5 protein-coding genes and 1 pseudogene are annotated in these 5,864 nt (G+C 41.3%); 2 read left to right on the top strand and 4 right to left on the bottom strand.

Translation table 11 applies throughout. The features are described 5' to 3' along the window. The 4 genes and pseudogenes from DP117_RS33260 to DP117_RS33245 form a co-directional block, all read right to left on the bottom strand. A pseudogene (locus DP117_RS33260) lies at positions 1–1,095 on the bottom strand (DUF2157 domain-containing protein); the annotation flags it as partial. 102 nt (positions 1,096–1,197) lie between these two features. Further along, positions 1,198–2,652, bottom strand: a complete 1,455-nt coding sequence (locus DP117_RS33255; protein ID WP_169222431.1) for a deoxyribodipyrimidine photo-lyase — start codon at positions 2,650–2,652, stop codon at positions 1,198–1,200. Between the two features lie 151 nt (positions 2,653–2,803). Beyond that, a complete protein-coding gene (locus DP117_RS33250) occupies positions 2,804–3,097 on the bottom strand; it encodes a hypothetical protein (RefSeq protein ID WP_169222430.1) in 294 nt (97 codons plus the stop codon). A gap of 56 nt (positions 3,098–3,153) precedes the next feature. Next, positions 3,154–3,447 carry a hypothetical protein gene (locus tag DP117_RS33245; protein ID WP_169222429.1) on the bottom strand — a complete coding sequence of 98 codons (294 nt, stop codon included), beginning with the start codon at positions 3,445–3,447 and terminating at the stop codon, positions 3,154–3,156. Positions 3,448–3,601: 154 nt separating this feature from the next. On the opposite strand from DP117_RS33245, the gene DP117_RS33240 reads away from it, so the two are divergent. Together DP117_RS33240 and DP117_RS33235 are read left to right on the top strand one after the other, a co-directional pair. Beyond that, positions 3,602–4,810, top strand: coding sequence for a hypothetical protein (locus DP117_RS33240; protein ID WP_169222428.1), 1,209 nt, complete (start codon positions 3,602–3,604; stop codon positions 4,808–4,810). Beyond that, positions 4,807–5,778 (top strand): MoxR family ATPase, encoded by a 972-nt coding sequence (locus tag DP117_RS33235; RefSeq protein WP_169222427.1) that lies wholly within the window; start codon positions 4,807–4,809, stop codon positions 5,776–5,778. Before DP117_RS33240 ends, DP117_RS33235 begins: the two co-directional genes overlap by 4 nt. Positions 5,779–5,864: the final 86 nt, after the last annotated feature.

Raw genomic sequence — 5,864 nt, 5'->3', positions numbered from 1 at the left:
TTCCCGCACTTCCCCATCACCCCATCTCCCCACTCCCTGGGGTGATGGGGTGATGGGGGAGAAACTTCTAATTTTGAATTTTGTTAGCGCAGCGGTGCGCAGCACATTTTGAATTTTGAATTTTTTATAAGTCACCAGAGTGCCGCAAATACCAATAGCTAAGCCCAATTCTTGGATATCTACGTGGACAACAAAAATTGCTCGTACCAACAGCACTAATAAAGCATAAACAATAACAACTGAAGACAGACTGATACTTAATTCAGTTCGCCTCTCGTCAGATAATGCAAGCGTTTGCCTTTGCTGATGATGAGTGTAATAAAGAGTGGCGATCGCTTCTCCAACTGTTGCTACATAAACCGCAATCAACGGAAATCCTGAGAATTGCCAACCCCAGTGTAAATACGACAATCCTAAAATATTGACTAGAGATATTTTCCTCGCTGGCTTCTCAGGAGAAAACAGCCGACTGTTGCAAAGTAAAAAAGTAATTGCTGAAAGAATAATAGAAGCTATTGCAATGACAATCCAATTCAAAGGATTTTGCCAAAGATTAAAGCTGTCCATTGCCCAAAAGTTCACTGGCACCAATAAAAGTGTGACAATGAGCAATGCCCGAGTTGTTAAGTTCAAATGAGACTGTCTACCAGCCCAAAAACTTATCCCCCAAAAACTCAGAGTATAAGCAAACAAAACTCCATATTGTCCAGAAGGCGGAAACTTTTCCCACTGACTCGCGGCGAGAACCCCAGAGGATACCACCACTAAGAACATTCCTAAAAATAGCAGCCAGCGGACGCTTAATTCTTCGCCCAGCGACTGCAACATCCTGGCAAGAATATGAGGTTTCTTTGCTGTTGGTAATGTATTTTCCTGATATGGGGATATTGCATGCAATGTCTCTACTTGTGGTTCAGGTAAAGCTTGAGGTTGCAACTCCACTTGACAAACGAGAAACTCTCGACAAATGTGTCTAACTTGGGCATCTGATATCAAACCCAAGCGTAACCATAAATCGAGTCCATGCAATAACTCAGGATGGTTAGATGGAAGACTGAGTTCAATTTTGGGAGAAAGGTCAAAGTTTGGTGACATAAGTCCACGCACAGAGCGCGATACTTAAATCATCCTCCTGATAGAGGTTCTTTTCACATTATCTGTGACACTTGCTTGGCTGACTGCACTCGTTAGTCCTCTTCAGCCAACCGCGCCTGACGCTTCTTTTTGCCGTTGATATCGCTCTTTGAACTGTCTTTGCTGTATATTATGATCCACAATTGGGTCTGGATAACCAACAGCGCGACCTTCTAAAGGAGAAATTTTCCCAGTTACTAAATACTCTGTATCCATTGACCGCAATTCGGGAACCCATTGCCTGATATACTCACCCTCAAAGTCAAACTTTTGCGCTTGACTCGCAGGGTTGAAAATTCGGACGGGTTTAGGATCCATACCGCTAGAAGCACTCCATTGCCAACCGCCATTATTAGCAGATAAATCCCCATCAATCAGCTTCTGCATGAAGTATTTTTCTCCCAACTGGGGATTAATCAGTAAGTCTTTGGTTAGGAAACTGGCGACAATCATTCGACAGCGGTTGTGCATCCAACCAAGTTCATTCAACTGGCGCATTGCTGCATCGACGATCGGATAGCCAGTTTTACCCTCGCACCAAGCTTGGAAATGTTCTTCGTTATTGTCATAAGGAAAGTTTTTAAAAGGCTGGCGGAAAGCACCCTCTGCTAATTCTGGGAAGTTATACATTGCGTGTTGATAAAATTCCCGCCATGCTAGTTCCTGTTGCCATGTACGGATGCTGGTTTCTGTTTCGTCACTACGACTATTTTCTAGCGCTTCCAAAGTAGCTTGCCAAACAGTGCGAACACCAATGACACCAAATTTTAAAGCCGCACTTAATCTAGATGTGCCATCAACTGCTGGAAAATTGCGCTGTTCTTTATATTCATTGATAATACTGGCACAAAATTCTTCTAATCGTTCTTGCGCCGCCGTCTCCCCTGGCGAAATCACCAATTCTCCATCCCAATGGAAACCTAAATCTTTGGCTGAGGGTAATTCTATCACTCCAGAAGTCTTGGCAATTTCTTTTTCATCTTCCGTCAATCCTTGTAGAGACGTTCCATCCGAAAGTTCTACAGGAGACGCTTTTGGTTTAGCACTCCAATTTTTCCAAAAAGGAGTGTAGACAGTGTAGGGTTGATTGGAACCAGTACGAATATCTTCTGGTGAGTGTAAGAGTTGATCCCAGTTTTTCTCAAGAAACTGGATACCTTTTTCTTCTAGGGCTTCGATGATGGTGCGATCGCGTTCTTGAGAATACGGTTCTACATCCCAATTCCAAAATACAGCCTTAGCGTCTAAGGCGATCGCCAGTTTTGGAATAGCTTGAGTCGGTTCAGTGTGAAGAATCAATAACTCGCTACCTGCTTGAGCATATCGCTTTTGTAGTGATTGTAAACTACCAATCATGTAAGTCACCCTTGCCGGGGCAACATCATCTCGTTCCAAAATATTTGGATCAAGGCAAAACACCCCTACTACTTTTGGACTTTGCTTTCTCGCAGCAGCAAGCCCTGTATTGTCAGAAATACGTAAATCGCGGCGATGCCAAAATAAAATTAAATCAGACATTCCATCCTTTGGATAGTTCCCTTGTACTATATTAAAATTAACAAAGGTCAAAAGTCAAAAAATAAGGGGAATTCAAAATTCAAAAACAAAATTCTTAATGCGTGAATTTTGAACTTTGAATTTTGAATTTAATCGTAAGCGGGTGGTTCTGTTATCTATCCCAGGGTGATGGTATTGCTGTTGTTGAAATTATTTCACTCGTCATCAGATATATAGCAGTTTTGCCGCAAGTAGGACAAGGTACTTTAAACTCTTGCACCGCAGAGTCTCCCTTGCATTCAGTCAACAAACCCTGGCGACAGTGGTAACATTCAAAGAAGACACGGCTGATTGGCTTGTTGCAGTCTAAAATTTTTACGTGCTGACACGGTTGTGGTGAGGCTTCTTGTCTTTTTGGCTTGTAAGGTTTTGGATAAGATGGCTTTTGTTCTTGCGAATCAATCATTTTTTCTCTGGGTTAGGATAACTCTGATGAGACGACATCTGCATACAGTCCTAATATTACTTCTTCCTTTCTGCTTCGTCTTCCTCGATTGCATCTTTGATAACTTGGTCAAGATGATCAATACTATCTTTAGTCCGTTTCGTCAGTTCCACAGTGGACATCATTGCTACTTGGCTGATTTCCACTCCCTCTGAAATGTAACCAGAGATTGCAAGGTATATACCAGATAAGGTGACAATCCCACTGAGTATTGTTGCTCCTAAAAAAGCCTTAACAGTTAATTTAGCTCGATGGATGCGTTCTTGTGAAAGGGTGCGTGTCTGCTTGGAATTATTGTTGTCAGATGACATAATCTTCAAAGGATAAATGACTGAATGAACTTGATGTCTCTATCCTCAAACACGCGTAGTCTGTGATTGCTGATGATCAATGCGGATGATCCGCAACCTGCAAAAATTTTTTTCGAGGTATCCAAAAACCTCTTGTTGCAAGCTTTTCAAGGTAATGTCTTATAATACATTAACAGTGGTTGTCTTGTATGCAGATTTTGCTGATCATCCGCATTTTGATTTGGAGTGTGTCATCATTTTGAGTGTGCCAGAGTCTCAACCCAAGAAGAATAGGAAGAGTTGTGTACTAACTGATAGTGGTAGAAAAAAGCTAGAAGACGCTTTGAAAACAGAGTTTGGCGAAAAAGGTTACAAAATAGCAGAGCTGGCAAGTGGAACTACTATGAATCGTGATACGATTTCAAAAATATTACATAAACCGCAAGAAGCAACAACTCATCAAAATCTTGAGAAGTTATTTCAATTCCTCAACATTAAGTTAGAAAAATCTGACTATAATAATCCTCCCAAAACGCAAGCACCACCAAGCCGCCACAATCAAACCTCCACATCACCGAAAACTGACTACGCCACTCTCTCAGAATCTAACTGTGAAAAACTCAAAAATGCCCTAAGAGAACTAAATTATGACAAGCAAGAGTCTTCATTTACTCAATGTATCAGAGAAATAGAACCTGCTGGAGCCTTTCTCATCCACGGCAAATCTGGATACGGTCAACGTTGGTTAGTCAATCGACTCAGGTATAAAGTTCCTTACTTTACTCAAGCTTTTTGTTATCGACTTAGCCTCAAGCGTCATCGTAACAACATTCAAACATTATGGGAAGACTTAGCTCAAATATTTGGCAGTCCCTCTGCTTCACCTCAAGATATTGTTCAGCAAATTTATCAACATTGGCAAACCCAGACGGTTATGCTGTGCTTGCTCGACGTGGACATGGTTCGCGGCAAGTATCTCAATCAGTTGATATCTCAACTCTGGCAACCTTTAATTAAGATGGTACAGCAAAATGACTTGCCAGCAGATGAACATCCACTATTGTTGTTCTTGATTGACAATCTAGGCTGTAAAGAAAAACTAGGCATTCCCTTAGTTAGCCAATTTGACAGAAATAAACCTGACATTCCCCTTGAACTGCAGGAAATAACACCTTTTGAGGAAAAAGAGATTAAAAGGTGGGTACGTAGCAAAAACCAATTGTTTACAACCCAAGCGTTAAATTCCAATACTATTAACGACATAAACGACATAACTGAGGATATTATCAACCGCAACGACACACCTGAGAAAGCCTTGATAGCAATCTGTAGTTGGTGCAGTTTGGACTGGCATATGGATATTGAAACAGGGCTAGCACTATGAAAAACGAGCAACTAGAGTACACAGGTGACTCAAAATACCAGCCAAAGCTAGACTCAGTAAATACCGAGCTTAGGAAACAAAGGCTATATCCTTATTTTCCAAGTAAAGAGCTAGTTCAAGCTGTGAACCTGGCAATTTATCTCCAGCGTCCTTTGTTACTTCAAGGGGAACCTGGATGTGGTAAAACACTGCTTGCTTGTGCGATCGCCAATGAGTTTGGTAAGTCTAAGCAAGTCAAAGAATATCCCTACTTTCCCTGGTATATCAAATCTACAACCCGTGCCAAAGAAGGATTATACACCTATGATGCTGTAGGACGCTTGCGTGATGCTCAATTGGTTGGCACAAATTATGAAAAGTACTTGCGTGAAGAAGAAATAAAAGAACTATTTCAGCGTCTCAAAAACCCTTATGCTTATATTACGTGGGGAGCTTTAGGCAATGCTTTTCGAGAGGACAAACATCGTCCGATTGTCCTAATTGATGAGATTGATAAAGCTGATATTGACTTTCCCAACGACCTTTTACGTGAATTAGAAGAACAAAGATTTACAGTCACAGAAACAGGAGAGACTATCTCAGCAAAACAGTCCCCAATTGTAGTCATTACCAGCAATAGTGAAAAAGAATTACCCGATGCTTTTTTGCGACGTTGCATTTTTTATTATCTAGAGTTTCCCAGCGAAGAACAATTAATTAATATCGTCAACGCCCATTTTCCTGAATCATTGGATAGAAAATTAGTAGAAGCAGCAGTTGAGGAATTTCTCGAACTGCGTGAGAATGGAACCAGCAGAAGAGATGGCAAAAAAGCCAGTACTAGCGAGTTACTCGACTGGATACGCTGGCTCAAACGTTATCCCCCAGAAGAAGCCTTGGAGATAATTGAAAATTTAGCAGATAATCTTCCGCTTTTGGGAGCTTTGCTCAAAACTAGAGAAGATCAGGAATACTATAAGAAGCAGTAGAAGTGATATCATGTTCGCTTAATTGCTTATAAATCCCGAAGAACCCCACCCCGGTTTTGTCTTGCGCCAAAACCGCCCCTCCCCTT

Source organism: Brasilonema sp. UFV-L1, from assembly GCF_012912105.1.
Lineage (GTDB): Bacteria > Cyanobacteriota > Cyanobacteriia > Cyanobacteriales > Nostocaceae > Brasilonema.
This window is presented reverse-complemented; position numbering and strand designations above follow the sequence as displayed.

Excerpts from the sequence above, each read along its gene's own strand:
- DP117_RS33255 (WP_169222431.1), bottom strand. The coding sequence starts at position 2,652 with ATGTCTGATTTAATTTTATTTTGGCATCGCCGCGATTTACGTATTTCT.
- DP117_RS33250 (WP_169222430.1), bottom strand. The coding sequence starts at position 3,097 with ATGATTGATTCGCAAGAACAAAAGCCATCTTATCCAAAACCTTACAAG.
- DP117_RS33245 (WP_169222429.1), bottom strand. The coding sequence starts at position 3,447 with ATGTCATCTGACAACAATAATTCCAAGCAGACACGCACCCTTTCACAA.
- DP117_RS33240 (WP_169222428.1), top strand. The coding sequence starts at position 3,602 with ATGTCTTATAATACATTAACAGTGGTTGTCTTGTATGCAGATTTTGCT.
- DP117_RS33235 (WP_169222427.1), top strand. The coding sequence starts at position 4,807 with ATGAAAAACGAGCAACTAGAGTACACAGGTGACTCAAAATACCAGCCA.